Annotated in this window: 27 protein-coding genes; 15 read left to right on the forward strand and 12 right to left on the reverse strand. The window is 64.7% G+C overall.

What is annotated here, in order from left to right; genetic code table 11:
• Positions 1-33 precede the first annotated feature (33 nt).
• Both A5706_RS02855 and A5706_RS02860 read right to left on the reverse strand, forming a co-directional pair.
• On the reverse strand, positions 34-2,802 hold the full coding sequence (locus tag A5706_RS02855; RefSeq protein ID WP_068126841.1) for a LuxR family transcriptional regulator: 2,769 nt from the start codon (positions 2,800-2,802) through the stop codon (positions 34-36).
• A 247-nt stretch (positions 2,803-3,049) separates the two neighbouring features.
• Positions 3,050-3,895, reverse strand: coding sequence for an alpha/beta fold hydrolase (locus A5706_RS02860; protein ID WP_068126842.1), 846 nt, complete (start codon positions 3,893-3,895; stop codon positions 3,050-3,052).
• 350 nt (positions 3,896-4,245) lie between these two features.
• Here A5706_RS02860 and A5706_RS02865 point away from each other — a divergent pair, with 350 nt between their 5' ends.
• The 4 genes from A5706_RS02865 to A5706_RS02880 all read left to right on the forward strand — a co-directional run bounded on the left by A5706_RS02865 (position 4,246) and on the right by A5706_RS02880 (position 5,747).
• Positions 4,246-4,638: a hypothetical protein gene (locus A5706_RS02865; RefSeq protein ID WP_068126845.1), complete on the forward strand. Its 393-nt coding sequence runs from the start codon at positions 4,246-4,248 to the stop codon at positions 4,636-4,638.
• A gap of 75 nt (positions 4,639-4,713) precedes the next feature.
• On the forward strand, positions 4,714-5,142 hold the full coding sequence (locus A5706_RS02870) for a nuclear transport factor 2 family protein (RefSeq protein ID WP_068126847.1): 429 nt from the start codon (positions 4,714-4,716) through the stop codon (positions 5,140-5,142).
• 70 nt (positions 5,143-5,212) lie between these two features.
• Positions 5,213-5,446, forward strand: coding sequence for a hypothetical protein (locus A5706_RS02875; protein ID WP_068126849.1), 234 nt, complete (start codon positions 5,213-5,215; stop codon positions 5,444-5,446).
• Positions 5,436-5,747 carry a type II toxin-antitoxin system PemK/MazF family toxin gene (locus A5706_RS02880; protein ID WP_068126851.1) on the forward strand — a complete coding sequence of 104 codons (312 nt, stop codon included), beginning with the start codon at positions 5,436-5,438 and terminating at the stop codon, positions 5,745-5,747. The genes A5706_RS02875 and A5706_RS02880 overlap by 11 nt, the downstream gene beginning before the upstream one ends.
• Before the next feature lie 42 nt (positions 5,748-5,789).
• Here A5706_RS02880 and A5706_RS02885 read toward each other — a convergent pair whose 3' ends face one another.
• Entirely contained in the window at positions 5,790-6,638 is an 849-nt protein-coding gene (locus tag A5706_RS02885) for an isocitrate lyase/phosphoenolpyruvate mutase family protein (protein ID WP_068126853.1), read from the reverse strand.
• Between the two features lie 78 nt (positions 6,639-6,716).
• Here A5706_RS02885 and A5706_RS02890 point away from each other — a divergent pair, with 78 nt between their 5' ends.
• A complete protein-coding gene (locus tag A5706_RS02890; RefSeq protein WP_068126855.1) occupies positions 6,717-6,947 on the forward strand; it encodes a DUF167 domain-containing protein in 231 nt (76 codons plus the stop codon).
• A gap of 78 nt (positions 6,948-7,025) precedes the next feature.
• On the opposite strand, the gene A5706_RS02895 is transcribed toward A5706_RS02890, so the two are convergent.
• From A5706_RS02895 to A5706_RS02910, 5 genes are all read right to left on the reverse strand, one after another.
• Positions 7,026-7,229, reverse strand: coding sequence for a cold-shock protein (locus A5706_RS02895; RefSeq protein ID WP_068105991.1), 204 nt, complete (start codon positions 7,227-7,229; stop codon positions 7,026-7,028).
• Between the two features lie 110 nt (positions 7,230-7,339).
• The gene (locus A5706_RS02900) at positions 7,340-7,885 is read right to left on the reverse strand and encodes an FKBP-type peptidyl-prolyl cis-trans isomerase (RefSeq protein ID WP_369831787.1); all 546 of its coding nucleotides are present in this window, start codon (positions 7,883-7,885) and stop codon (positions 7,340-7,342) included.
• 62 nt (positions 7,886-7,947) lie between these two features.
• Complete coding sequence (locus A5706_RS31970; protein ID WP_082964158.1) at positions 7,948-8,343, reverse strand: thiol-disulfide oxidoreductase DCC family protein; 396 nt, start codon at positions 8,341-8,343, stop codon at positions 7,948-7,950.
• Positions 8,344-8,526: 183 nt separating this feature from the next.
• Positions 8,527-9,720: a serine hydrolase domain-containing protein gene (locus tag A5706_RS02905; RefSeq protein WP_068126858.1), complete on the reverse strand. Its 1,194-nt coding sequence runs from the start codon at positions 9,718-9,720 to the stop codon at positions 8,527-8,529.
• Positions 9,717-11,192: a biotin carboxylase gene (locus A5706_RS02910; RefSeq protein ID WP_068126860.1), complete on the reverse strand. Its 1,476-nt coding sequence runs from the start codon at positions 11,190-11,192 to the stop codon at positions 9,717-9,719. The genes A5706_RS02905 and A5706_RS02910 overlap by 4 nt, the downstream gene beginning before the upstream one ends.
• Positions 11,193-11,464: 272 nt before the next feature.
• Here A5706_RS02910 and A5706_RS02915 point away from each other — a divergent pair, with 272 nt between their 5' ends.
• Together A5706_RS02915 and A5706_RS02920 are read left to right on the forward strand one after the other, a co-directional pair.
• Positions 11,465-13,075 carry an MFS transporter gene (locus tag A5706_RS02915; protein WP_231984977.1) on the forward strand — a complete coding sequence of 537 codons (1,611 nt, stop codon included), beginning with the start codon at positions 11,465-11,467 and terminating at the stop codon, positions 13,073-13,075.
• Positions 13,076-13,473: 398 nt separating this feature from the next.
• Positions 13,474-13,824 (forward strand): DUF1036 domain-containing protein, encoded by a 351-nt coding sequence (locus A5706_RS02920; protein WP_068126863.1) that lies wholly within the window; start codon positions 13,474-13,476, stop codon positions 13,822-13,824.
• Positions 13,825-13,901: 77 nt separating this feature from the next.
• Here A5706_RS02920 and A5706_RS02925 read toward each other — a convergent pair whose 3' ends face one another.
• A complete protein-coding gene (locus A5706_RS02925; protein WP_068126865.1) occupies positions 13,902-14,264 on the reverse strand; it encodes a VOC family protein in 363 nt (120 codons plus the stop codon).
• 197 nt (positions 14,265-14,461) lie between these two features.
• On the opposite strand from A5706_RS02925, the gene A5706_RS02930 reads away from it, so the two are divergent.
• Both A5706_RS02930 and A5706_RS02935 read left to right on the forward strand, forming a co-directional pair.
• Complete coding sequence (locus A5706_RS02930; RefSeq protein WP_156766934.1) at positions 14,462-15,733, forward strand: EAL domain-containing protein; 1,272 nt, start codon at positions 14,462-14,464, stop codon at positions 15,731-15,733.
• A 190-nt stretch (positions 15,734-15,923) separates the two neighbouring features.
• Positions 15,924-16,979 (forward strand): sensor domain-containing diguanylate cyclase, encoded by a 1,056-nt coding sequence (locus A5706_RS02935; RefSeq protein ID WP_231984984.1) that lies wholly within the window; start codon positions 15,924-15,926, stop codon positions 16,977-16,979.
• Between the two features lie 90 nt (positions 16,980-17,069).
• Here A5706_RS02935 and A5706_RS02940 read toward each other — a convergent pair whose 3' ends face one another.
• Complete coding sequence (locus A5706_RS02940; protein ID WP_068126872.1) at positions 17,070-17,822, reverse strand: sugar phosphate isomerase/epimerase; 753 nt, start codon at positions 17,820-17,822, stop codon at positions 17,070-17,072.
• Positions 17,823-17,924: 102 nt separating this feature from the next.
• Between A5706_RS02940 and A5706_RS02945 the strand changes: the two genes are divergently transcribed.
• Both A5706_RS02945 and A5706_RS02950 read left to right on the forward strand, forming a co-directional pair.
• Positions 17,925-19,070: an NAD(P)-dependent alcohol dehydrogenase gene (locus A5706_RS02945; RefSeq protein WP_231984986.1), complete on the forward strand. Its 1,146-nt coding sequence runs from the start codon at positions 17,925-17,927 to the stop codon at positions 19,068-19,070.
• Positions 19,071-19,408: 338 nt separating this feature from the next.
• The gene (locus tag A5706_RS02950) at positions 19,409-19,645 is read left to right on the forward strand and encodes a hypothetical protein (protein WP_068126874.1); all 237 of its coding nucleotides are present in this window, start codon (positions 19,409-19,411) and stop codon (positions 19,643-19,645) included.
• 249 nt (positions 19,646-19,894) lie between these two features.
• Here A5706_RS02950 and A5706_RS02955 read toward each other — a convergent pair whose 3' ends face one another.
• Both A5706_RS02955 and A5706_RS02960 read right to left on the reverse strand, forming a co-directional pair.
• The gene (locus tag A5706_RS02955) at positions 19,895-20,461 is read right to left on the reverse strand and encodes a dihydrofolate reductase family protein (RefSeq protein WP_068126875.1); all 567 of its coding nucleotides are present in this window, start codon (positions 20,459-20,461) and stop codon (positions 19,895-19,897) included.
• Between the two features lie 44 nt (positions 20,462-20,505).
• The gene (locus tag A5706_RS02960) at positions 20,506-21,894 is read right to left on the reverse strand and encodes a DHA2 family efflux MFS transporter permease subunit (protein ID WP_068126877.1); all 1,389 of its coding nucleotides are present in this window, start codon (positions 21,892-21,894) and stop codon (positions 20,506-20,508) included.
• 90 nt (positions 21,895-21,984) lie between these two features.
• Here A5706_RS02960 and A5706_RS02965 point away from each other — a divergent pair, with 90 nt between their 5' ends.
• The 4 genes from A5706_RS02965 to A5706_RS02980 all read left to right on the forward strand — a co-directional run bounded on the left by A5706_RS02965 (position 21,985) and on the right by A5706_RS02980 (position 24,611).
• Positions 21,985-22,458 (forward strand): helix-turn-helix domain-containing protein, encoded by a 474-nt coding sequence (locus A5706_RS02965; protein WP_068126878.1) that lies wholly within the window; start codon positions 21,985-21,987, stop codon positions 22,456-22,458.
• A gap of 321 nt (positions 22,459-22,779) precedes the next feature.
• On the forward strand, positions 22,780-23,223 hold the full coding sequence (locus A5706_RS02970; RefSeq protein ID WP_068126966.1) for a DoxX family protein: 444 nt from the start codon (positions 22,780-22,782) through the stop codon (positions 23,221-23,223).
• A 114-nt stretch (positions 23,224-23,337) separates the two neighbouring features.
• Positions 23,338-23,799, forward strand: coding sequence for a MarR family winged helix-turn-helix transcriptional regulator (locus A5706_RS31975; protein ID WP_231984987.1), 462 nt, complete (start codon positions 23,338-23,340; stop codon positions 23,797-23,799).
• Positions 23,796-24,611: an NAD(P)-dependent oxidoreductase gene (locus tag A5706_RS02980; RefSeq protein ID WP_068126883.1), complete on the forward strand. Its 816-nt coding sequence runs from the start codon at positions 23,796-23,798 to the stop codon at positions 24,609-24,611. Before A5706_RS31975 ends, A5706_RS02980 begins: the two co-directional genes overlap by 4 nt.
• The last annotated feature ends 669 nt before the right edge of the window (positions 24,612-25,280 follow it).

Below are 25,280 nucleotides of genomic sequence, written 5' to 3' on the forward strand. Positions count from 1 at the left end.
TCTCAGAGTTATGACTGCCGGCACGCCCGGAACTCATCGCTGATGATCGGGCACATCTGCTTTCCACGCTTGCAGTGCCTGGTAGAGCTCCGCGCGCGAGTGGATGTTGAGTTTGCGATAGACACGACCGAGGTTGACCTCCACCGTCTTCGGACTGACGAACAGCGCGGCGGCGATGTCGCGGTTGGTCATGCCCGAGGCGGCCAACTCGGCGACACGCTCTTCGGTCGCGGTCAATCCCGGCCCGCGCGCTCTGCCCTGGATGCCGCGTGCCAGTTCGGCTTCGGCACGGGCGGCCCACGCCGAGGCGCCGAGCCGGCGAAATGTCTCCAATACCTGGTGCAGGGTCGCGGCGGCGGTGTCGCGACGCCGTTGTCGGCGTTGCAGCTGACCGAGCAATAGTTGGGTGCGCGCCCGCTCGAATGGCATCGGCAGCCGTTCGTGCTCGGCCATGGCGTGCTTGGTGCTCGAGGTGGCCGCCCGAAGATCGCCGCGCCCCGCCTGCAACATGGCCCGGCCGCGCGTGCCAGTGGCCAGCATCCAGGGACGATCCAATCGTCGGCCGTTGCGCTCAAGGGCTTCGACCAACGGCTCGGCGTCATCGAAGCGTCCCAGACCGGTCAACGCCTCGATGGCGTCAGGAAGAAAGGGCGCGACAAAGATCTCGGTGCCCTCCGGCGCCTCTTTGAAGGTATCCAGCAGGGGCTCAAGTGTTTTCAGCGCGGCGTCGTAGTCACCGACGGAGACATCGAGAAAGCCCAGGGTTGTGATCGGCCACACCGTCACCAAGCCGGGGGAATCACACCGCGCGCCGACGGCGAGGGCCTCGGCGGCGTCGCGCCGGGCCTCGTGCTCCGCACCGGTGTACGCCGCGATGGCGGCCCGCAGCATGAGGGCCACCGCTAGCGGTAGGTCCCGGCCCAGCTGTAGCGCGCGCTCCATGGCGTCGTCCGCGATCAGCGTTGCCTCGGCGAAGTCGCTGCGCCAAATCTCGTTGAGACCGCTGTGGAACGCGAACAGCAGGAGTTCGCTCTCCTCGCCGCGCTCTATGTGGCTGCGTCGCATCGCCTGCAATTCCAGTCGCGCCCGGTCGAGGCGACCGGTTCCGGCAGCCAGGATCGCGCTGTGCATCCTCGGGCTGAGCTGAGCCGAGACCGGGACTTGTGGATCCGCCAGCTCGAGTGCGCGCTGCAGACGTGGCTCGTCGAGGCCGGCGCCGAGCAGAAACCGCACCAGGACCTGCATGCCCAACGCCTGGCTCAGGAGGTCGGGTTGTCCGTGCGCCTCCGCGCTGGCGACGGCGTCGTCGACGCTCAGCGCGGCACGATCGCGCTGGCCGAGATTGAGGAGCGCGAATGACAGCGGGACCAAGATCAGGGTGCGCAACGCGAGATCGTTTCCCACGTCGCCGAGCGCGCGGTCCAGCAGTTCGGCGGCCTCATGCGAGCTGCCGTCCAGCAGGCTCCATTGCCCCAGGAGGCGCAAGGCCGCCGCCCGCAGTCTTCCCGGCGCGGGTCGGTCAACCGTTTCCTCCAGCACGGCCCGGGCGCGCTCGGCGTCTCCGGCGTTGAAATGGTAAGTGGCCGATTGGATCCGGCGTTCAGGTGTATCCCCGCCGAGACCGATCGCCAGCTCCAGCAGTTCGGCCGCGGCGGCGGGGGCTCCGCGGCTGCGCGCCAGTTCCGCCGCGGCGTCGAGCGCTTCAATGGTTTGGGGCTCACCGGTCGCGTCCGACAGGGCAAGGTGGCGGGCGCGCAACTCGGGCTCGTCAACGAGTTCGGCAAGACGGCGGTGCATTTCGCGGCGGCGGTAAGCCGACGCCCCACCGTAGACACCGTGCGCCAGGATCGGATGCGTAAAGCGAAGCTGATTTCCTTCGATGGCCACCACGGCTTGAATCTCGGCTTCACCGAGTAACTCTGCCACTTGATCCGGTGTCAAGTCCGTGGCACGCGCGACCAAGGGCATCGTTGGAGCGGGCAGGCTGGCCATCGCCAGCAGCACGTCCTCGGCACCGACCCGGCCGATCCTCGAACGGACCACCTCGTTGAGGCTGCTCGGCAGGCTCAACACGGTGCCGCGGCTCTGGGCGCCGAGTTCCCGGGCCAACTCCAACGCGAAAAACGGGTTCCCGCCGGCGATCTGGTGAATACGCAATAAGGCGGGGCGGGCGACCGAGCGACCAAGCCGAAGTACCATGACCTGGTGCAATTCGCCAACCGTCAACGGCCGCAGTCGGATTCGTTGCACTCCATCGGGACTGGGCAACTGCAGGCGCGCCGCCGCCTCTTCAGTACGCGTCGTGCACACCATGGCCGCCCCGGGCGGAAGCCGCCGCGCGGCATACGCCACCACGCTCGCACTGGACGTGTCGACCCACTGCAAGTCGTCGATCGCTAGTACCAGCGGATTTTCGGTGGCGAGCCGGCCGATGACGGTCACAAACGCCGCCGCCACCGCCCCGGGGTCGATGTCGTGTGCTTCGATTCGGCGACGCAGCAGCGCCCCGTCCAACGCTTCCTGCTGGGGGACCGGCAGGTCGGCCAATATTGAATCGTCGACATCGCTGAGCAGATCGCCCAACACCGTATAAGCCAACACGGATTCGGCGGAGGCCGCGCGACAGCTCAGCGCGCGGAAACCGCGGCTGCGAGCCCGGTCTACGGCGTCCAACCACAGGGTGGTCTTGCCGATGCCGGGCTCGCCCTCGATGACGAGGGCGCAAGCCTCATGCGGCACGCGATCGAGAAAGTCGATGACGGCCTGTTCTTCAGCTCGCCGTCCGACGACTCGCTCTGCCATATCGAATCCCCGCGTCCGAACCGTCAGACCGATACGCCGGCATGCGGGGAATTTGACGGCTGCCGTTGCCAAGGCCCGACACCGACGCCCATATTCCCGGCAACCTTCCGCTCACCGGCGCACCTCGCGGCGCCGCCCTGCGGGAACGACTATCCATTAGACAGGCTAAGACAGCGCGCGATTTGGCGCCGCTTATCAGGAAAGTTCACCGGGCCGGTGAACGGGCGTCGGGGCCGGGCGAACGGCGCTACGCGCTCACCGCGGTGATCGTCGCTATCGCGTCGATCACCGCATCCGGCTGATCAAGGGCGACAAACGTTTTCGCGTCGGGCACCTCGATCAGCTTCGCGCTGCTGAACAACCCGGCCAGGCGCCGGCCCAGGCCGGGGGTGAAGCAGCGGTCCCGCTGGCCCCACACCAGCGTGACGGGCTTGGTGAACCGGGGGAGCCGGGTGGCAACATCGGTCAGATCGAAGCGCGCCACGCTACGCGCCAACGCAGCCATGTCGCGGCGGATGCGTGAGTCCTTCAGGCAGGGTTGCAACCAGGCCAAGGTGAGGTCCGGATCGGCTTTGCTGACGAGCAGGCCGAACCCTAACAGCGACTGTCGCACCGCGCGGAACCGCAGGGGTTGGGCCAGCGCCTTGATCGAGGCGGGGCCCCGTAGCGCCGCGAACGCGACGTCGAAGGGGAAGGGCGGGCACTTGTCGAAGGCGTCGCAGTTGGTGAGTACCAGACGGCCAATTCGGTCCGGATGAGCGTCGACGACCAGTTGGCATATTCCACCTCCGGTGTCGCTGCCGACCAGCGTCGCATCGGAGAGGTCGAGGGCGACGAGCGCGTCGTTGACCATCTCGGCAACCCCGGGCAGCGACAGCGCGGTGGCGTCATTGACCGGGATGGTGTGCGAGCCCAGCGGCCACGTCGGCACGATGCAGCGGAAGCCCCGACGCGCCAGGCCTTCGGCGACATCGCGCCACAGTTGCCCGTCGACCAGGATGCCGTGGACGAACAGTACCGGCGGGTGCGGTGAATCCCGCGGTCCGAATTCCTGGTATTCGATCGTGGCCTGGCGAAGTGCGAGCTGCGGCATGTCGGTTGTTCCTCCCCTGAGCGTTCCGTCCCGACCCTTGTCTGTCATCGCACCTCAGGGCCGCTGCCAGGTCCACCCGATGAACTGCCAACTACTGCCAATGTCCTCCTCAGGGCTCCACGTTCAGCAGCCCGGCGCCCGTCGGGCACATCCAGAGGAGCCGACACGTGGTCGTGGGCGATGAACCAGCGGCCAGTTCGCTGTCGAATGTCGGCCTCGTCATCCGAGCGTTCGGTAGCAAAGGTCACGGGATTCACGGTAGCCGCGCCGGAGCGGTGCCGGCTGCGGCCTTGACCTCGATGTCTCGGCTCGGTTCGATTGATGCATATGTCGACTGGGGGAGGCTCGAAATGAAGACGTGGATTACCCGTGCGGTGTCCGCCGCGGGCGTGGCGTTGGGGTCGATGGCGGCCGTGACCATCGCGATGCCGGCGGTGAGTCGGGCCGACTGCGCGAACGGCGAGTGGTGGGACGCGAAGGCCAACGTCTGTCGACCGCTCGGGGCGCCGATCCCGCTGCAATGCGACGCAGGACAGTGGTGGGATCCGACGGCCGACACGTGCCGGCCGCTGGGCGTCGGGCCGCAACCCCTAGCGTGCGTTGCCGGCCAGTGGTGGGATCCGACGGCTAACGTGTGCCGCCCGCTCGGTGTCGGTCCGCAGCCGCTGGCATGCGACAACGGCTGGTGGTGGGATCCGACCGCCAACGCGTGCCGTCCGCCGCTGGTGCCGGCGCCCGGCTAATCCCGCCTTCGGGTTGGCGGTTCCTGGCAGTGTCGCGCGTCGAGATGGCAGCACCCCGATCGGCATCGTGGGGGAGTGAACCCACACTCCCAGCCTGAAGAGTTCGTCACCAAGTTCGCCGATTTCTGGCACGACCCGTCACCGCAGCGGCTGCCGGAACTTCTGCACCCCAATGTGGTTCTCGTGCAACCTCTCGTGGGTCGGATGATCGGGATCGAGGCCGCGCAAGCGGAGTTCCAACGCATCTGGTGCTGCCTTCCAGACTTACGAGGTGGCGTCGACCGTTGGTGCGGAGATGGCGACCTGTTGTTCATCGAGTTCCGGCTACGTGCCCCGATTGGGGGCCGAATCATCGAGTGGCCCAACGTGAACCGGCTCGTGCTACACGATGGCAAGGCAATCGAACGCGTCACGTATTTCGATCCTCTCGCGATCCTGCCCACGCTCCTTCGGCACCCGTCAATATGGTGGCGATGGTGGCGCGCTCGCGCCGGTGAGTCGTGACACCGGCGGCTTCGCCGTCAGGCCGCTGGGGCGACGCTCGTGTCTTACATTTTGTATTACACTCGATTCTGTGGCTGACACGATCACCTTCCGCCCGGACGAGGATGCGTCCCGCGCGCTTGCCTTCTTGACCAGGGATGGCACACCAGTTTCTGCGGCTGTGCGGGCAGCGCTCATCGAGGCCGCGCGTCGGAAGGCCGCCGCGGCCGTGCACGCCGAAGCCGAAAAGCTCGCCGCAGACAAGGCAGACCGCGCCGAGGCATTGCAGGTGCTGCGCGACATGGAGACCCTGCGTGCGTGGTGAGGTTTTCCGGCTTCATGCTCCTCGGCGGGGACGCGGACACGAGCAGGCCGGCTCGCGATACGCCGTCGTAATTCAATCCGACCAACTGCCGTTGTCGACATGGCTAGTAGCACCCACCTCCGCATCCGCTCGGGCCGCAAGCTTTCGGCCCGAAGTCGAGATCGAGGGCCAAGTCACACGGGTGCTCGCCGAACAAACCGCGGCGGTCGATCCCGGTCGCCTCGGCAACAGCGTGGGTTATCTCAGCCTCGAAGAGTCGCGACGCGTCGACGCCGCTCTGCGGATCGTGCTCGACCTGTAGCGGCCCTGCCAGGGATTGACGAAATCGACTGGACCGGCGACGTCAGCGGTCGCCCACGCGGGGATCGATGAGAGCGTTGAACTCGGCCACGCTGTACACGCCATCGAGATAGTTGAACGACCCGCTGTCGAGCACCTCACGCGCGGCACGGACGACGGCGGTCAGCGCTGCGCGGCAAAACGAGGTCCCGATAGTCACCCTGCGCACCCCGAATTCCTTGAGCTCGGCGACGGTGAAACGGGCCGGCCCGATGCCGGCAACGTAGTTGAGTGGCTTCGAAACGCTGCTGCACGCGAGGCGAAGGGCCGCTTCGTCGGGAATGCCGGGCGCGTAAAGCACGTCGGCGCCGGCGGCTTCGAAGGCCTGAAGACGTGACAGCGTGTCTTCGAGGTCGGGTCGGCCGCGGATGAAGTTCTCGCAGCGAGCCGTCAGGGTGAAGGGGTACGGCAGGGACCGCGCCGCCTCCGCGGCGGCCTCGATTCGTTCGATCGCCAGTTCGCGTTCGAAGATCGGGTCGTCAGGCCGGTACGTCGCGTCTTCGATCGAGGCTCCCGCCAGGCCGACGTTGCCCGCGAGACGCACCGTCTCTGCCACGGTCTCGGGCGACGCTCCGAAACCGTTCTCCAAATCCGCAGTCACCGGCAACGACGTCGCGTCGACGATGGTGCGCACATGCTCGAGGGTTTCGCTCCTGCTGACCGCGCCATCGCCATCGCGCCGACCCAACGAAAACGCCAGTCCCGCACTGGTAGTCGCCAGTCCCTGAAATCCGAGGTTGGCGAACAACCGTGCGGTGCCAACGTCCCAGGGATTTGGGAGCACCAGCATCTCGTCGCCGTCGTGTAGCTGACGGAACCGTTCGCCACGCTGGGCCAGAGCTGCGCTGTCCATCCCGACTCCAATCTGTTGCTGCTTAAGGGATAGCAGCAGCCACCGACAACCGCGTGAACGTCGGTAGCCTTACGCGGCATGAACGACTTTGTCGTCGTCAAGGTCAAGCCCGGCAGCCGCAAGGGGCCCCTCGTCGAGGTCGGCCCCGACGGTGAGCTGACCATCTACGTCCGGGAGGCAGCGGTTGATGGCAAGGCCAACGAAGCGGTCACCCGCCTGCTGGCGGGGCACCTTCAATTGCCAAGAAGCCGAGTCGAATTGGTATCGGGGACGACGTCACGGGTCAAGCGTTTTCGGGTGAGTCGTTGAACATTAGGTAAAGCCTCGAAAACTACAGTGGGCCGGTGCGGATTACCGCACCAGCCCACAGTCAGGTTTGTGAGTTTCCTAGACGGCTGTGACTCCAACTGCCTGAGGACCTTTCGCTCCTTGCCCAACCTCGAACTGAACCCGCTGGTTCTCATCGAGGGTGCGGTAGCCGCTGCCCTGGATCTCCGAGTAGTGGACGAAGAGGTCCTTGTCACCCTCGTCCGGGGTGATGAAGCCGAAGCCCTTGTCCCCGTTGAACCATTTCACAGTTCCCTGTGCCATTTACTTACTTCCCTCATTCAAATATGGATGTACCAAAAACATCCAAGCGACCAGGTTAGCACGCTTTGGCGAAGTTGTTGAAAATGATTCCGGCGCTGGAAAATCGATGCTCAGCTCGAGGCGCTGAGGATCTTGATTACGAAGACGAGTGTGTCGCCCGGCCGGATGCCGGCGCTGGGCTGACCGTTCGGGTACCCATCCGCGGAGGTCATCGCCACCGCGACGGTGGATCCCACCTTTTGCCCGGAGATGGCCTTCTGGAAGCCCGGCACGACTCCGCCAAGTGGAAAGTCGACCGGCGCGCCCCGTTCGTAGCTGCTGTCGAACACGGACCCGTCGCGGCCGTTGACCCCCATGTAGCAGACGGAAACCTTGGCCGTCGCCGGGACCACCGGTCCGTCGCCGGCGTGCAGCGTCTGCACCTGGGTCTGGGTCACGCTGAACGGCGTCGTCACGTTCACCCGCGGAGCCGTCGTATCCGTTGATCCGGTTACTGCGACGCTGCCAGTGGTTCCGGTCAGTGTCCATTCGGGAGTTCCACCGCTCGGCGGTGCGGCGGTCGGGCACGAGCCGGCCGCGGTTGCAGTCCCCGGTGCGGCCAGCGGTATGACGAGTGCCGCGACGCAAACGGCGAGCGTGATGGAGGAGGACTTCACGGCCGTCACGCTACAGTCGCGTACCGCCTCCCTTACCGGTGGCCCACACTTGGTTTCTTCAATCAGGATGCTTGAGGAGCGAGGCACTCCTCGGGTTGAGATTCGCACAACGGTGTGACTCCGCGGAATCGATACCGGTGCGCGGCGACCCAGCGGTAGACCGCCTCTTGCACCGAACGGATTCCCGGCACGCGGTAGATACGCAGCGGCAATTGCGTTCCCAGCGCCGTCGATAGCGCCGCGTTCATCGCCTCCGCGCCTGCGAACACCGCGCCAGACGAATCGAGCCACCAGCTAGTTTCCGGCACGCGCTCGGACGCAACTCCTAGCCGCTCGGGCACTCCTGGCTTCTGCATGGGCTCGGTTCGCAGCCGCCCGGTCCTGTCGAGCCGCAGGAGGCCGTTGCGCGCACGAGTGCACACCCCGCAGTGTCCATCGAAAATCAGAACGCCATCCATAATTTTGAGTGTGTCCCTCTGGCGCCTGGAGCGCGATGTACCGACCGTCACTGGCAACTCTTATCGACGCACCCTTTGACAGGCCAACCGCGCCGATCGACGTTCACGCCCTGCGGGCGTGGTGGGAGCGCAAACGCCAGGAAAGCCGGGTAGTCAAGCGGCGGAGGCCAGAGCGGGTCACTTTTATTCGTCAGAGATAGCCGCGGTGGGGGAGTCGGCCAGTTCGCCCGCCACCGCATCGAATGCACGTAACGTGTCCAGCATGTGCGGCTCGTGCGAGTGAGGCTGGGTGGATAGCTTGGCAGCAACTATCTCCGCGCCGCGGTTGACGTAGATCATTTGACCGCACATGCCCAGGCACAGCGCGACGTTGCTGTCGGGATAGGGCAGCCACACTTGATTGCGGTACATGCCGCCGGGCAGCTCGGTGTCGTCGGGGCTGGCGGCGAAAGCCTCGCGTGAGTCGGGACCGCCGTCGAGGGTATCGGCGATCCACGCCGCCGGCACCACTTGCTGGCCGGTCAACGAGGCGCCGTCGTGCAGGAGGAGCGACCCGAACCGGATCATGTCGGTGAGGCAGGCGCTCACGCCGCCGTCGAAGAATCCAGTGCCCGCCGCGTCGACGGCAATCGTGGCGTCGTCTTGGGCGCCGATGCGGCTCCACAGCAGTTCGGACATCAGCTCCGGCATCCGCTGGGCGGCGGCGACTTCGCAGATCCAGCCGAGGACGTCGGTTTCGCACGAGCGGTACTGGAAGGGCCCACCGTGAGCCGACTTCTGCCGCAAGGTCAGCAGGAACTCCTGCAGCGCGGCGGGTGCGTCCGGCCGAGTCCTGGGCGTCCAACCCATCGCCTGGTCGAGCAGGTGGATCTCCGCGGCCGGGTCGTCGTAGTTTTCGGAGAAGGCGATGCCGGATCTCATGTCCAGCAGGTCGCGCACCGTCGCGCCGGCGTAGCCGCAATTCGCCAGGGCCGGAACGAATCTCGTGACCGGCGAACCAAGATCGATCGCGCCGGCGCCATGGAGCGCGCCGACGACGGCTGCGACCAGCGACTTGCTCACCGAAAACAGCAGGTGCCGGGTCTCGGCCCCCATGCCGTCCAGATACTCCTCCGCAATCAGCGATCCGCGGTAGGCGACGGCCCAGCCGTCGGTGGCCGTGGCGGCCATCACCGCGCCGACGGTGGTGGGCGTCCCGTTGGTGGTGGTCACCGGGATCTCGGACAGGGGAGCCGGGGCGGCGGCGATCGCGGCGACCGGTCCGGTCCCACGCGAAATTCGCGCGGTCGGCACGAAGTCTTCGACGTGTTGAAACGACCAATGCGCGTAGGGCGGCGCCAGCCAGTTATCCAGTGAGATGCCGTCCGGGCGGCTCACGCGCGTGCGACGAGCCGCGAGACGATCGGCGCGGCCGGCGTCAGGGGGGTCGAGATGAACTTCGCTTTCATGCCTTTGACCCAGCGCTGGCAGCGCTCACTGAGCTGATAGTCATCCGTCTGCAGGTGCGAGCGAGTGACCAGCACGCCCAGTTGGGCGCCCTCGGAACGTAAGTCGCCGGGCGCCGCGACCCGCATGTAAAACGCTTCGGAGCCGTCGAGCAGCGTGGCCCAGTCGTTGGCGGTCCGCGAAAAGGAGACCCGGCCCTCGTCGTCGATGCGCCAGACCCCGGTGCGCGGCGTCGCGGTGAAAATCTCGATGTCCGGCGAGGTCTCGGTGAGTATCACCTGGCCCCAGACCTCGTCCTCGCCATAGCCCCGCTCCCAACGCGAGTTGATCTCGTCGATGTCGAGCTCGTACTCCACGTCCATGTACTCGAGCAGGTGAAAGAGGAACAGCGGCATGTCAGCGTAGGCCTCGGTGGTCAGGTTCGTCATCGGGCTGGCGCCGCTCAGGCGCGGGTTCACCTCGCCGAGGTAGAGCTCGTCGGAGTCGAGGTCATGCAAAAGGTCCACCTCGAAATAGCCGAGATAACCCTCGCGGCGCATGACGTCGCCCAGCTTTGTCACCATTTCTCGGGCGGCGTGCGTCTGAGCGGGCGGCAGCACCTCGTGCCAAATGTCGTTGCCACACCAGCTGCCCCGGCTCGGCGTCAGCTCCGAGTAACCGACGAGGCTCGTCATCGCGGGGCCGACCACGGTGCCGTGGCGGGTGACGGCACCCTCGAGGCACACTTCGACGTTGCGGATCCGCTTCATGACCTTGAGCTCCTGCCCGACCAGGTCACCGGCGTGCTGGTCCCAGTCGCGCTGACCGTGCACAAAGAACGTCCCGCTGCCGGCGTTGCCGTAAGCGATCGAGATGACGAGGTCATCTCCCAAGCCGGCGTCTTGGGCAAGCGCCAGTAATTCGTCGTAGGAGCCGGCCCGTCCGATCGTGTTAGGCACGCTGGGTACGCCCGCCTCGTCGGCCAGGCGCGTCATGACGATCTTGGAGCCCAGGCGATTGCGCAGCTCGATCGGCGGATGCATGACCTCGAGACCCGCCGACCGCGCGAGGGCCTGGATCTCCTCGTTCATCATCACAAAGCAGCACTTGCCTCCGGGACCTTTACCCGCGATGAACTCGAGCGTCTCGGGATCGGACAAGAGGTGGCTGCATACCTCGTCCATGGAGTCGAAATCACGACGGTCGCGTCGCCGGGGCACGAACACGCGCGAGTGTGAGCCCTCGAACGAGTCAAAGTAGGTCAGGTAGAAGAAGTTTCGTATCCAGCGGTCCACGCCCAACAGGTTGAACGGGGTCGGGGAGATGAAGAAAAGCGGCGTCTTGTTGGTGTGGAAAAACGCCCGCACATCCGAGAGGCCGTTCAGCTTGCGACGCGGCTGCGGCTGCATGGTCACACCACCCATGCTGACGTCGGCGCCTGGGATGGGCGTGAGGACGGCGGAGGCAGCAGCTCAGTGGTGGGCGCGAGCGAGACGACATGACAAATCTGCATTGCACAAGTGTGCTCGATGCCGATCGGCGGGGAAAGTGGCGAGTCCCCGAGCCCGCGCCGCACGCTTTCTGAAATCGACGTTTCCGCCTTGGCGATTAAGCACGTGTGCAAAACTCGCGGTAGTGCGGCGTCATGTGGCCCGGACCGGAGGGGGGTGTCCAGGTCGCCGACAAATCTTCCAAGGTGATTCAGCAAGAACGCGACGACGGAGCGCATCCGTCTACCTGGGCGCCGTTGGGGAGTCGCGTATTTCGCGCTCTGTTCATTGCCCAATTCGCCTCCAACATCGGCACCTGGATGCAGATCGTGGCGGCCCAGTGGTTCCTGGTGGAATCGCACAGCAGCGACGTCGTCGTGGCACTGGTTCAGACGGCGAGTCTTGGGCCGACCCTGTTATTGGGGTTGTTCGCCGGAGCGCTCGCCGACCTTTTCGACCAGCGCCGCCTCCTCATCGTCCTGCAGTCCTATGCAGTGCTGGTAGCGCTGGCGCTGGCCGCGGTGACTTACCTCGGACGGCTCAGCCCGGCAATGCTATTGGCGTTCACCGTGGCCATCGGTTGTGCCTCGGCCCTCACTGCTCCGGCCTGGCAAGCGATCCAACCCGAGGTCGTGGCACGTCAGCAGATATCTGCTGCCGCGACACTCGCCAGCGTTTCGGTCAACGTCGGCCGTGCGCTCGGGCCTGCGCTCGGCGGCGTCGTTGTTGCTCTCGTCGGACCCGCCGCGGCGTTTGCTTCGAATGCGGTGTCGTTTGCGGGCATCATCGTCGCGCTGATGAAGTGGCAGCGGTCCCGGCAGCTAACGCCCCTGGAGCGTGAACGTTTCAGTCAAGCCGTCGTCAGCGGACTCCGATACGTCCGCCATGGGCCGATATTTCGCAGGATTCTGCTACGCGCAGCGCTCTTCCTGTTTCCCGCGTCGGCCCTGACGGCGCTGTTGCCGGTGGCGGCCGCACAGCGGTGGGAGACCGGGTCCAGCGGTTACGGTGTCGCGTTGGGCGCCATCGGGCTTGGTGCAGTCCTGGCCGTCGCGGTAGCGACGCCCCTGCGCCGGCGGTTCTCGGACAACGTGTTGTTGGCGGCGTGCGCCGTCGTCTACGGTTTTGCCCCGTTGGCCGCGGTGTGGCTGCCGTTCGTCGCCGCGACGCCGTTTCTCATATTGTCCGGGACGGCGTGGCTGATCACCCTCACGACGTTGAACGCCGCGGCACAGTTGTCCTTGCCGCGATGGGTTCGAGCCCGCGCGCTGTCGATCTATCTTCTGGTCTTCACGGGTTCGCAAGCGATCGGCTCTTATGTCTGGGGGCTCGTCGCCACACGTGCGGGACTCGACGTCGCGATGACCGCCTCTGCCATCTTGTTGGCGGCGGTCGCACTCAGCGTCTGGCCGTTTCCCTTGCGCCCCGCGACCGGCAAGGTGAACGTCTTCGACGTTTCCTCGACCTTGCCGGTGCCGACGCTGATGACAGAGCCCTCTGCCAACGATGGGCCGGTACTAGTGAGTGTCCGTTACGAAGTACCGGCCGAGAATCTCAACGATTTTGTGACGGCGATGGGCGCGGTCAGGCGGTCGCGGCTGCGCACGGGCGGCCACAGTTGGCAGCTGTATCAGCGTGTGGGAGAACCGGACACGTTCATCGAACGGTTCACCGTGGCGTCGTGGACCGAATTCGAGCGTCAGCGTACGGAGCGCTGGTTGGCCTATGACTCACAGGGCACTGCGGAGGCCATTGGCTATACGGTCGACAAGAAGCGGCGCCCCGAGTATTACCTCGCGGTCCGTGTTCCTCGATGATTCCGCGGCGGCCGGGACAACTGGCACGCGCTATGTGCTGTGCGCCTGGCAGTTTCGCGTGAGTGGGTTTACAGCAGGTGCCGGGGCGAAAAGCAGGTAGCGCACTACGCATGCGGCCGCCCCGGCGACAGTGACACGATCCAATCAGGCCAGCCCGCGGGTGGGTCGGCCGTCAGGGGAAAGGCACATGCGATGACACTACCCGCAAGCTCTGATAAGACGACCGACACGGATAAAGGTCTGCTGGCCAACGCAGCAACGGCGGATCTGCCGGTAGTCGCCGCGCACCACAAGCCGGGTGCCAGCGAGCATCCGCCCGGCCACGTCGAGGCGCCGCGATCCGATTCCGATGACACGGCCGGCGCGGCTCGCCGTGCGCCACGGGCAGGGGGTTCGCGATGAGCCTTCGGTTCAAAAACGGCTATCCGTCGACCATCTGGACGATGATCGAGTGGTACCACCCCGGCTGTCCCGATGGAGGAGATTGGGAGAAGGCGGGCTGGTGGAAGATCGATCCCGGGGGCTCGGCGATTGTCTACGGCGACGATCTCGAAGACGTGAATAGGTATTGGTACTTCTACGCCCAAGCCGCCGACGGCGCGTACTGGGCCGGCCCGTACGACGAGATCGTTCCGTACATCGCGTTCGACTGGTGCTCGAATACCGCAAACAGCAACTCATTCGAGATCGGTATGCGCGAACTCGACATCAACGACAACGACGACTACACGCTAACCTTCGTGCCTTAGAAGGAACGAGCTCACCGAGGTGGTCGGCGTTCGCGCGGGAGCCCCATTGTGCTCGAAAGTCCGGATGCAGCTCACCTCTACTGTCGTTCGGAGAGCATAAATCGGTGTCCTTCAGGCGAGCGCAGACCCATCTCGCGCAGACCCCACGGCTCGGTCGTCGGCGGCTTCAGAATGTCGGCGCCCTCAGAGACAGCGCGCCGGTAGTACTCATCGAGACCTACAACGTTTAAATACGCGATGTAGCTGTGGTCACCGAGGTCCGATGCCGGCAACGCCTCCGGACAGCGGCCGAGCCTGAACGTCACCGACCCAGCGGAGCAGAAAGCCCAATTACCGGGATCAGGCTCAGTCACTGTGCAATTCAATATTCGGGCAAACCACTTCGTCGCACGGTCGAGGTCATGCACGGCCAGGACCGGGTCGGCGCCAAGGAGTGTCACGTGTCAAGTGTGTCGCATTCGATTGCGCCGGGTACCTTGTCCATTCGTCGTCCATTCGCTGTCATGGGGTCGCGACTGCTCGACAACTCTGATCTTGGGTCCGACCTCGAATATCGCCCGCGTCGGGTGGACGGCCGTTATCGTAAACCCCGCAACGCTCACACGCCGCTGCGATCGGGGTGAATGTGGAGAGCCTGGTGCGGTCACTGGCCGCGTCGATGGACCCAGTGTCTTTGATGGGACGCATTGCTGAGCAGGCTTGCGCGTTTATGCAGAAAGCCGATGGAGCGGCCGTCACGCTGCTTCGCGCCTCTGATAACGCTTACGTGACCGTTTCCGGATACGGTGTCCTAGCCACTACGCCGGGTTTTGTGGTGCCCAGACAGAGCAGTATTCAGGGCGTCGCGGCGCGGGAAAAACACCCAAAGCTGATAGACGATGCCCTGGTAGATCGACGACTATCGGCACGTGTTCGGGCGATGAACAAGCAGTGGGGGACCCGCTCGTGGGCGGCGATACCCCTGATGTACAACGACCACGCCATCGGTTCGCTGCTGCTGGCCGCGACGGCCCCCGGCGCGTTCACCGAAACAGATGTCGACGCGATGCTGGCTATCAGTGAATTCGTCTCCGCTGTGATCGGCTCTCAGTCACAACTGTCCACCCTGCTGACCCACGTAATGACCGATTGCGCCGATCGCGGGCAACGCGCCCTAACGGCGCGATTCATCGCCTCGGTGATGTTGCCCGAGGCAGCCGAAACTGAGGGCTTGCGAGGCCAACTCGACGCACTGTTGTCCGAGCCGAACGCTCTCAGCGCGGCTTTTCAACCCATCGTCCATTTGGTGAGCGGCACGACGTTCGCCTACGAAGGGTTGATCCGCTTTCCCGCGTCGCCTGAGTTGACCCCGTCGCAATGGTTCAGCGTTGCCCGGCGCCTGGGCCGAGGTATCGAATTAGAACATGTCGCGCTGTGCACCATCCTGAGCGCTGCTCACGGCATCCCCAGCGACAGTCCAGTCGCCGTCAACCTGAGCCCGAGCGCCGCGCTCGAGCCAGGGATTCAAGATGTGCTTACAGCCCAGGACCGGGCGTTGGTCGTGGAAATCACTGAGCACGAACCGTTCCCCGACGACCTCGGCCCGAGCCTGAGGCAGCTGCGCGATCGCGGGATACGTGTGGCGGTCGACGACGCCGGCGCCGGATATGCCAGCTTCACCCAACTGCTGCGATTACATCCGGACATCATCAAGATCGACGGAGAGTTGATCATCGGCATCGACAACGATCCCGTCAAACGTGCGTTGGCGACCGCACTCAACTCGCTGGCCTCCGAGCTCCACGCAAAATTGGTGGCCGAGGCAGTTGAGACACCCAGCGAGCTCCAGACGCTGATTCGTCTCGGCATCGAATACGGCCAAGGCATTCACCTTGGGGCGCCTCAACCGGGCGCTCGCACGCCGGTATAAGGGGCGGAGATCACCTGTAATATCGGTCGCTGATCTTCGTGCAGTAATGCGTTGAATAGCGGCAATATTCTCAGGGCGGTCGAGGAGGCGTCTCTAACAGATGGCTTCGCTGGCCGAGTCCAGAAGTTTCGCGGTGTTTCGAGGTCTTGTCGGTGAATGGTGGAATTCACCGGTCGACTACGCCGCGCAGGTGCAGTACTTCGCCAAACGGTCGATGGCCGAGGCCATCCGAGTAATGATCGGGGTGGGTAACGGGCTGACGGTCATGACTGCCCTGGCGATTCTTCTGCCCTGGGCCGGCCCGGATCGTCTCGTATCTCGGGTCGTCGTGGCATCGTTCGCGGTCCTGGTGATGTTCTGGGTGATCCGGTGGTGTTCTCGGCCATGGCCGACGTTGCCGGTGTCGCGCGCGTTCGTCATCTCCTGCGACATCGGCATCGCCACGCTGGCGTTGTACGAACCAACGTGGCTCGCGGGCCTGTACGGGTTCAACGCGTTTACGCAACTCTCGGTCTATCTGCTGTTCTTTGACGGACCGAGATTCCTTGCGCTGCATACCCTGTGGATCTTCGCGTCGACGGCGGTGTTTGCCGTGCGGGCGGCTGCGGACGCACACTTTGACGGTTTGGTCTTCGCCGCCAGCATCCTCGCCGTGACGACACCAGTCCTTGCCGCACCGGTGGGAATCCAGTTCGGGATCCGGACGCTGCGCAATGACGCCAACGAGTCGGTCACCGATCCGCTGACCGGTCTACTCAACAGGCGGGGTCTGCACCTCCACTTCGCCGAGTTGTTGAGCGACCATCATCCCTCGGGCAGGCACCTGGCCGTGATGGTCGCCGACCTCGACCGCTTTAAAAACATCAACGACACCTTTGGCCATCCGATCGGCGATGACGTCTTGATCCGCACTGCTCGGCAGATCGAATCCGCCGTGCGCGGCAGCGCATTAGTGGCCCGCTTCGGGGGAGAAGAATTCGTCGTCATCGAGGTCAGCGATCCCGGCCACATAGAACAAACTGCTGAACGAGTCAGGTGTGCGGTAGCCGAACCGGCCGATCACGCTCAAGTCACCGCCAGCATCGGCGTCACTCACGTCGAACTCGGCTTCTTCACAGCACCAGAGGCCGACCCGATGGCCCTCCTCGACGCCGTCCTTAGTCGAGCCGACCAAGCGATGCTCGATGCGAAACGCAAGGGCGGCAACATCACCGTCTTCACAACGCCTGTCGATCAAGACATTTGAGTTCGTCGGTCCGGTACAGGACACACCCGCCCGCGGCTGTGGGATCCAGCGTCGGCCGCGCGAGTGCTGCTCAGTAGCCTTGCCGCCGACTCAGCCCCAGTACGCGGCGGTCGTCGCGTACAAGCGTCCGGTCAGCTCGTCGACGCGAAGGTCGCGCAGTTGCGCGCTGAGCACCTCGACGCTGACCGGACCGTCCCAGCCGCGGTCGAGCAGCGTTGCCGCGAAACGGTTTAAGTCGAGAACACCTCGGCCGGGCAGGGCGCGGCGGTGTAGGCTCTCGCGGATCATCCGGTCTCGGTGCTCGGGTTCCAGCGCGTCGGTGAACTGCACGTAGGCGATGTCGTCCAGCGGCACCGCCGCCAAGTCCTCCCACGTGTTGGTGCTGAAGCTGAAATGCCACGAGTCAATCATCAGCCCGGCCCGCGCCGCCCCGCCTGCGGCCCGCACGTACTCCATACCGTCGCTGATCGTCGGAATTGCGCCCAGCGGTGTGAATTCGACCGCAATACCCGCACCGGCATCGTCGAAGAGCCTGGCGCAGCGCCGAATTCGCTCGGTCGGCACCTTGTCGGTGAACACCGTAAGCACCCAATCCGCCCCAATAGTCTGCGCGCGGTCAGCTAACTGCTCGGCACTTGCCATGGTGGCGGATTCGTCGTCACCGACGATGAAGGCGAGCAATTCATGGCAACGAACTCCGGCCGCGGCATATGCCTCGACGGCGGCCGCGTCGATTCGGTCGGCGTTGATCCCCACTGCGCTGAACCCCGCCGCGCTCGCCGCCGACACCAGCTCGGGTGTTGCGATGTCCCACTTCCCGTCGGGTGTCAGAGCAAGCTGCACAGTCGCAGAACGCTACTCCGCTGCCGCGGTCGACGAAAAGCGTGTTGCCGCTCACCATGCTGCACTGTTCGCGACGAAGAACGGGTTTCCGGCGATGCTTGCATGAATGGCGCGCGCAGCGTCGCCCCTCTACGTTTGCAGACACATCCAGTTGCGCAAATCGGGGGAGGAACCATGAAAATGCGGGCGGCACGCATGCACGGGTACCACGAGCCGTTTCGTTTAGAAGAGGTCCCGGTGCCGGACCCCGCACCTGACGAGGTCCTCGTCAGGGTGGCGGCGTGCGGAATGTGTCGGAGCGACTATCAGCTCATCGACGGATACTTCGCCGCCGCAGCGCCGATGGAGTTCCCGGCGATTCCGGGACACGAGGTCGCCGGCCACGTGGCCGGCCTCGGTTCTGCCGTACCTGCCGCGGCCGGTCTGTCCGACGGCGATCTGGTGGTAGTCAATCCAGGGTGGGGGGACGGCACATGCCGACAGTGCCACGAGGGCAACGAACAGTTATGCAGCGGCACCGGCGGATGGATCGGGTTCGGGCCGCCGGGCGGCTTCGCCGAGTACGTCGCCGTGCCGTACCGCCATCTCATTGCCGTCGCGGCAGCTGACGGTCAGAAGCCAGAGATGTTCGCGCCACTGACCGACGCTGGTCTCACGCCGTACCGGGGTATGAAGAAGCTGCGGGATGCCGGCAAGCTCGGACCCGGTAGGACTGTGGTGGTCGCTGGCATTGGCGGGCTCGGCGGCTACGGAGTGCAATACGCGAAGCTGCTCGGCGGCGGTGCGACTGTGGTCGCCTTCTCACGCACCGACGACAAGCTCGCGGTCGCCAAGGCCAACGGCGCAGATCACACCGTCAACACCCGCGGCAGAAGCGCCCTCGAGGTAAAGGCCGAGCTGGAGAACCTTACTGGGAGAGGCACTGTGGACGCCATCCTCGACTGCGCGGGGGCCGCGGAGTCAATCGAGCTGGACTTTTCCATCCTCGAGCCAGAGGGTGCCGTCGCTTCGGTGGGTCTGATGGGCACAAAGGTTGAGGTTCCACTGAACGTCATCGTCGGCACGGAATTGTCTTATTTCGGCTCGTTCTGGGGCAACTACAACGATCTGACCGAAGTCCTTGCGCTCGCCGCCGCCGGACAGATCAAGCACACCATCACCACCGTGTCACTCGAGGACATCAACGACAAGCTTGCGGCGCTCGCCATCGGAGATGTGGTAGGCCGCCAGGTTGTCGTCTTCGACTGAGGAATGGCGCAGGTTGCCGGCAAACCGTCATATGCGATTTCGTCGTATTCACGAAGACGGCCCGAAGCTGCCATGGCGCTTCGTCGCCGGAGACCGCACCGCTCAAATGCCCCAAGTGGCTGCCGCGGTTTCGAACGGACTTCGGTCTCCCGCTGTCTCCTGGATGACCGAGTCCAGGTGCCGACGAGCGTGGTTGGCGCGCATCGAATCCGTGCTGTGTTCGTTAGGAATCGTTAGCCGCGATCGTGATTTTCACACTCTTATCTTGGATATACGAGAGGGCCGACGCCTTCGACGCACATGACGCCTAAGGGCGTCCGCCAGCCTGGGGGGCTGATATGACCACAGCAATCACCGCGCACGACCCCGTCGAGCAATGCGCGGCGCAAGGACGTGACGATCTCAGTTCGGCAGTCGCAAGACTCAACTCGAATGCCTACAGCGATCTCGTCGAATTGAAGCCGCGCTGGCAACTCACTGAAGAAGAGATCGTCCACGCGGCGATCACGGTGATCTTGGTGGCCCTCGTGGCGGTGATCTGCGTCGCGGGCGGCGCGATCGTGACTATGGGTTAGCACCCGGTCCGCCCGACGCATCCGATCAGGACGCGATGAACGCGAGCAGATCTGGGTTGAGAACTTCCACGTCGGCCGGCCAGATCCTCAGTCGTTAAAGAAGATCTCGACACCGTCCGACGTGGTGATGGTAGGCACAGTCGTCCCCTCCAGTCGCCTGTCGCGGGCACTCGCGGCGATCGAATGACAGTCAACCGCAAGTCACAAGTTTTTTCTCGCGGGCTTTGCGGCGGTTGAGTGTGCGTCCGATCAATCGTGTTTCGCCTCGTAGCGCAGCAGGACGGTGCCGCCCGGGAAGGTGCGGTTCTCCAACAGTCGCAACGAGATCCATGAGGGCAGTGTCGGGAAGAACGGGGTGCCGCCGCCCACGGCAGCGGGTGTGACCACGATCCGGTATTCGTCCACCAGTCCGGCTTGGACGATCGGTGCGGCCAGCGTCGCGCCGCCCACCTCCAGCCTGCCGTCGGTTTCGGCTTTCAGCTTCGTTACCACCTCGACCGGGTCACCACGTTCCAGGCGGGAGTTCCAGTCGACGGACTCCAAGGTGCGCGAGAACACGACCTTGGGCATGTCGCGCCAGATGTGAGCGAAGTCGACAATCAGGGGGGTGGCGTCCGGGGACTTGTCGGCGGTCGGCCAGTACGCGGACATCAGTTCGTAGAGCCGCCGGCCGTAGAACGACAAGGCGGTCTCCCGCTCGAAGTCGTTCCAGTACTGGTGAAGTTCTTCGCTCGGCTCGGACCAGTCGATGTTGCCTTGTGCATCGGCGATGTACCCGTCCACCGACACGTTGAAGCCATAGATGAGTTTGCCCATACAGATCAGACTGCCCTGGAGGGCGAAACTGATCGCCACTCACGTCACGACATTTCGACGACTTGGTCAGTCAGCGAGCGCCCCGGAACCGCCGCGGAGGCGGATACCTCGGAACGGACGTGCGGCAGGGTGAGACTGATGACCACGGTCGCGGCGATGAAGGCGAGCGCCAGCCACCAGCCGAGGTCGAAGTCGCGCACCGAGGCGGTGGGCCCCAGGGCGGTCACCAGGATAGCCACGCCCAGCGCCGAGGCCACCTGGCGACCGGAGTTGACCAGCGCCGAACCCGTGGCGGCGCGTGCCGGCGGCAGGGCGGTCGCGCCGGCGGCCATGAGAGTGCTCAGCGTCAGTCCGACCCCGATTCCGCTGAGCAGCATGCTGGGCAGCAGATCGGTCACGTAATGTGGCGCGGCCCCGGCGAAGACGATTCGCCAAACTAGGGAGGCGGCGAACAGCGCGCTTCCGATCGCGGCCACCGGGCCGGGACCGATGCGGTGGACGAGCCGGGCGGACCCGAAGGTGACGATCGGTACCAGGGCCGGGCTGGGCGCCATCGCGAGACCGGTGCGCAACACGCTGTAGTGCCAAATATTCTGACACCAAAGCGAGTTCGACAGCAGCATGATGGCGAAGGCGGCGCCGAAGCAGAAGAACGCAACGTTCGCGACAGCGAAATTGCGGATCTTCAGCAGCGGCAGTTCGAGCAGCGGGTGCGGGTGCCGCGCCGTCCGCCACAGGAACGCCGCCGTACCCAGCAATGCGAGCGCCGCCAACGCGACCGTCCCTGCCGAGACCCATCCCCAAATGGGCGCCTGCACCAGCGCACCGGTCAGGGCGGCCACCGCGACGATCAACAGGGCACTGCCGACGAGGTCGGGCATTCGCTCGTCGCGACGGGCCGGTTCGAACGGCAGGACACGGCGGCCGAGGAGCCACGCCGCGAGCCCGACAGGCAGGTTCACCAGGAAGACCCACCGCCAGCTGACGGTGACCAGGAGCCCGCCGAGCACTGGGCCGCAGACCGCGGCCAGCCCGCCGACGGCGGCCCAGCCACGGGCCGCGTTGGTACGACGATGCGGTTCCACCGAGGCCATCAGCAAAGCCAGGGAGGTCGGCAGTTGCGCGGCGGCGCCGACGGATTGCAGGACGCGGGCGGCCACCAGGATGGCGAGATTGGGAGCAACGGCGCAGGCCAGCGAGGCGACAGTGAAAACCGCGATGCCAATGAGGAAAACCCTTCGCTGGCCGAACCGGTCACCGAGGCGCCCCGCCGGTATCAGCAGCGCGGCGAGCGCGATGGCGTAGGCGTTAAGCACCCAGGAGGCGGCGGACAGCGAGTTGCCGAAGCCGCGCCCGATGTCCACCAGGGCGACGTTGACAATCCAAAGGTCCAGGTTCGACATGAACACCGCCGCCACGACCACGGTGGCCATGATCCACCGCGCCGCAGCATGGTTTGATTTCCGGACCATCACAGGCAGCAGACTAGCGGCACGACGGTTTGATATGCAAACCTAGGGCGTATGTCCGTACGTGCCGCCCAAAACCCGGAACCGTTGCAGACCCCGACGGTCCGGGGCAGGCCCTGCGCGATCGCAGCCGCATTGGAGATCGTCGGGGACCGGTGGTCCCTGCTGATCATTCGCGAGGTCCATCTAGGGCACCACCGCTTCGGCGAGATCGCGCGGAACACCGCCGCCCCACGCGACCGTCTGGCCGCCCGGCTCAAGGAACTCGTCGCCGCTGGTGTCCTCGAGCGAACAACGTACCAAGAGGCGCCGCCGCGCTGGGGCTATTACCTCAGCGAGGCAGGGCGTGACCTGATACCCGTGCTGCAGGTGCTGCGCCAATGGGGTAACCGGTGGGCGGTCGAGCAGCCGCCGATCTCGATGCGTCATCGCGACCACGAGTTGTCGGTAGGTCACACCTGTGACGCCTGTGGGGAGCCGGTCGACTACGCCGAAGTGAAGCGCGTCCGAGTCACCGACGAGTGTTGATCGATGTCCGCGCGGCGCGTCGGCGTAGCACCGGTCGCGGTAAGCGGAAAGGCTTGGGCTGCAAGAGAACACGATGAACTGCGCGTACAACCTTCTTCGCGACGAAGACGGTCCGCTCACGGGCGCATTCGAGGATGTGATTACTTGACGTCCAGTGGCTCAGCGAATCGATTCGACACCTTTGGCTCCAGGTTGGCGATGATGTTGGTTACCGGCGCTGCGGGGCTCGCCCGTCGGAAGGCGCATTGATGTTCACGCCGTTGGAAGTGGTTGGGACAGTGTCGGTCTCTGACACTGTTGAATGCCGTGGGGGAGAATAAGATGCCAGCCGCAGGAGAAGATCGCACTTTGGCCTATCTCGTCGTGCGCCTTGCCATTGGGGTCAGTCTGCTTGGGCATGGCGTAGTTCGGCTGCCGAAGCTGGGTGCCTTTCACGCTCACTTGATGAGCGAGTTTCAGACATCGCTTCTGCCTCGGGCGCTGGTCTCCGGGAGTGGCTACGTTTTGCCGTTTGTGGAGTTGCTCAGCGGATTGCTGTTAGTGGCCGGCGCAATGACGCGTATGGCCGCGGTGGCGGCCACCTGCGTCATGATGATCCTGATCTTCGGCGCGACGTCGATTGAACGTTTCGACCTTATCGGCGATCAGCTCGTTCACACGATCTTTCTCGCTGCGGTCATTGCGTTCCGCGCTGATAACAGATACTCCCTAGACCGGCTCCTATCGCGACGCCAACAGCTCAACACCGGGCCCTCAGGGACTTAGAGGAGCCGCTCGCTCGCGTGCGTCAAGCTGGCCGCTTTGCAAAGGACACCGTTGGCGCGGCAGCCGTGCGCCTACCGACTTGACATCCTGTTAGGAGCCTAACAATATTGTTAGGTGGCTAACGATCGGTTGGTGCACCGGCCGGAGTCGGTTGGGGGATGGGCTAAGCGGTGCTATCTCGCTGCGCGCGTCGCGATGGAAAATGCTCTGCGGCCGTATGGCCTCGGCGCCACCCAGTGGTACGTGCTGTATCAACTCGCGAACGTGGGTCCCACCATGCAGCGCGAACTGCAGTCGATACTGCAGGTAGAACGAGCAACGTTGAGCGTTGTTGTCGGCTCCCTGGTGCGAAAACAACTCGTCGAGCAAGTGCCAGACCGGGTCGATCAGCGACAAAAACTTCTTCGGCTGACCTCTGCAGGAACCAAACTCTGGAATGACCTGCCCGACTTGACGCAGATCCACGCGGTGGCTTTTGACGGCATCGACCACGCCGAAATCGCAACTGCAGTAAAGGTTTTGCGGACTGCTACCGAGCGTCTCGAGCTTCTGTCGCGAGAAAGGAATGACGGATGACCGTGTTGGTTACTGGGGCGACCGGTTTGGTTGGGGCGCGCCTTCTCCCGCGGCTGGTCGACGACGGTGTGGATTGCCGCGCCCTGGTACGCGAGGGGAGCACGGTTCCCGACGGTGTGACGCCCGCGTGGGGCGACCTTTTGCAGCCTGAGTCGCTCGCGCCCGCAATGGAAAACGTCTCGGCGGTCATCCATCTGGCCGCGGTATTCCGGACCAACGACACCGACTTGATTTGGAAGGCCAATCTGGTCGGCTCACGTAACCTCATCGCCGCAACGCGGACGCACGCGCCGCGAGCTCGTTTCATCATGGCAAGCACCGGCCAGGTCTACGACCACGACAGCCCACATCCGGGTCGCGAAAACGATGCGGCCGAACCGAAGCTGGCTTATCCCGCGAGCAAGCTGGCGGCCGAGAACGAACTACGCAGCAGCGGCCTCACATGGTCGATCCACCGGTATGGCTTCGTCTACGGCGATCAGGACGGACACCTGCAGTCGCTGTCCGAGCTCGCCGCGAACGCCTCTTTTCACCCAGCGCAGAGAATGAGCATGGTGCACCATCGCGACATCGCGACCGCAACCAAACTTGCCTTGGCCGGCGCACTGGACGGACGCATTGTGAACATCGTTGATGAGGCTCCGACTTCGATTTACGAACTCGTCCAACTCATCGGCGGTGCGATGCGACCCTCATCGCAACCCTTGGAAAACCCTTGGCGACTTCACATGGACGGGACGCTGGCGCGTCACCTGGGCTTCCAACCCGCTGTGCGCACCGTGTACCAAGCCGCGCAAGAAAACTCGCTCTGACGCCCGCGGAACGTCGCCATCCCGTACGTCGAACGAATTGCTCTTGACGGTGACGCAAGAGATAGAGACCGGTACAGGCCCAAGGTCGTCGCGCTGCAGCGGGGGGAGGCCGGCACGGGAGACGGAACAAGCCAAGCACACGGTCGCGCTCCGCTCAACCTGACATAATGTCGCTTATCGGTAAAACGCTCAGCAGGAGACTTCGAGACGGGCCGCCTGTACTGCACAATTGGCCCGGAGCGCCCACAACCGCGGCCGCTCACCATCGCCCCGACCCATTAGTTCGTACATGGGTGCTCGGCACATCGGACCCGAGCCGACGGCTCAATCGATGAAACGTGATGGCGCCGACTCGGCGCTCCGCCGCGGTCGGCCAACCCAGTGCGGCGACCCGGAAGCCCTTCTTTCCCCTTCCGCCCTACCTCAGTGATACGTCACAGTGACGAAATGGTCTGTCGCGCAGTGTTAATGATGCACCGCATTGGACGGACAGAACTCCGCCGAGGACCGTCGCTGCTACGAAGCCGCTGACGGGAAAGACCATTCGGCGCCCCGCCAACGCTCAATGCGACGACAACACTTCTCGGTGCTTGAAAGCCACCCGCTTGCCGGACCGGCTCACCGCCACCGTCTGGTGCTCCGTAATCCACCCCCACAATCAGGATTTCC

The organism is Mycobacterium sp. E796 (assembly GCF_001672815.1).
Taxonomy (GTDB): domain Bacteria; phylum Actinomycetota; class Actinomycetes; order Mycobacteriales; family Mycobacteriaceae; genus Mycobacterium.

Bases quoted from the DNA above. Each gene is read 5' to 3' on its own strand.
- A5706_RS02855 (WP_068126841.1), bottom strand. From the start codon at position 2,802: ATGGCAGAGCGAGTCGTCGGACGGCGAGCTGAAGAACAGGCCGTCATC.
- A5706_RS02860 (WP_068126842.1), bottom strand. From the start codon at position 3,895: ATGCCGCAGCTCGCACTTCGCCAGGCCACGATCGAATACCAGGAATTC.
- A5706_RS02865 (WP_068126845.1), top strand. From the start codon at position 4,246: ATGAAGACGTGGATTACCCGTGCGGTGTCCGCCGCGGGCGTGGCGTTG.
- A5706_RS02885 (WP_068126853.1), bottom strand. From the start codon at position 6,638: ATGGACAGCGCAGCTCTGGCCCAGCGTGGCGAACGGTTCCGTCAGCTA.
- A5706_RS02890 (WP_068126855.1), top strand. From the start codon at position 6,717: ATGAACGACTTTGTCGTCGTCAAGGTCAAGCCCGGCAGCCGCAAGGGG.
- A5706_RS02895 (WP_068105991.1), bottom strand. From the start codon at position 7,229: ATGGCACAGGGAACTGTGAAATGGTTCAACGGGGACAAGGGCTTCGGC.
- A5706_RS31970 (WP_082964158.1), bottom strand. From the start codon at position 8,343: ATGGATGGCGTTCTGATTTTCGATGGACACTGCGGGGTGTGCACTCGT.
- A5706_RS02910 (WP_068126860.1), bottom strand. From the start codon at position 11,192: ATGGGTGGTGTGACCATGCAGCCGCAGCCGCGTCGCAAGCTGAACGGC.
- A5706_RS02920 (WP_068126863.1), top strand. From the start codon at position 13,474: ATGAGCCTTCGGTTCAAAAACGGCTATCCGTCGACCATCTGGACGATG.
- A5706_RS02945 (WP_231984986.1), top strand. From the start codon at position 17,925: ATGAATGGCGCGCGCAGCGTCGCCCCTCTACGTTTGCAGACACATCCA.
- A5706_RS02950 (WP_068126874.1), top strand. From the start codon at position 19,409: ATGACCACAGCAATCACCGCGCACGACCCCGTCGAGCAATGCGCGGCG.
- A5706_RS02955 (WP_068126875.1), bottom strand. From the start codon at position 20,461: ATGGGCAAACTCATCTATGGCTTCAACGTGTCGGTGGACGGGTACATC.
- A5706_RS02960 (WP_068126877.1), bottom strand. From the start codon at position 21,894: ATGGCCACCGTGGTCGTGGCGGCGGTGTTCATGTCGAACCTGGACCTT.
- A5706_RS02965 (WP_068126878.1), top strand. From the start codon at position 21,985: ATGTCCGTACGTGCCGCCCAAAACCCGGAACCGTTGCAGACCCCGACG.
- A5706_RS02970 (WP_068126966.1), top strand. From the start codon at position 22,780: ATGCCAGCCGCAGGAGAAGATCGCACTTTGGCCTATCTCGTCGTGCGC.
- A5706_RS02980 (WP_068126883.1), top strand. From the start codon at position 23,796: ATGACCGTGTTGGTTACTGGGGCGACCGGTTTGGTTGGGGCGCGCCTT.